The organism is Sedimentibacter sp. B4 (genome assembly GCF_000309315.1).
Lineage (GTDB): Bacteria > Bacillota > Clostridia > Tissierellales > Sedimentibacteraceae > Sedimentibacter > Sedimentibacter saalensis.
This window is the reverse complement of sequence record NZ_CANG01001049.1, coordinates 1-448: the sequence shown is the minus strand read 5'-3', so window position 1 is coordinate 448 and position 448 is coordinate 1. Positions and strand designations below refer to the sequence as shown.

Genomic DNA, 448 nt, shown 5'->3' with positions numbered 1-448 from the left:
ACAACTCCGGAGCGGTGCTGCCGGGCTCTCTCTGGGGCGCCCGGTGCTCGCTCCGCGCAACGCCGTCAACGAGGCGCTCGCGGGGGAGGTCGGTGAACAGTGGCTCCCGATGTACGACGGCGGGCTGACCCCGGAAGTGCTGACCCGGACGCTGGCCTCGGTGAGGACGATCGACCCCGGGGAACGTCCGAACCTCGACGGCAGGGATTGGGACGTGACCGGCGAACAGCACCGCCTTGCCTATCGCGACGCGGTGGCGAAGGTGCGCCGGCGCGGCGCGTGAGGACAGTCCCAGCACCTGGCGGGTCTTCGTCATCCCCCGGTGATGGCTAGAGTCGCAAGACCACTGCGCAGACAACGATCGGAGGCTGGATGCCTGAGTCGCTCGCCGACACCCTGGCCCGCCTGGCCGGAGCACAGAAGGGACGCGCGCGTGGCGCACCCGGAT

Annotated in this window: 1 pseudogene; it reads left to right on the top strand. The window is 70.5% G+C overall.

Annotation, left to right across the window (positions count from 1 at the left end):
• Positions 1-283: pseudogene (locus BN358_RS21635) on the top strand (GDP-mannose--glycolipid 4-beta-D-mannosyltransferase); the annotation flags it as partial.
• Positions 284-448 lie beyond the last annotated feature (165 nt).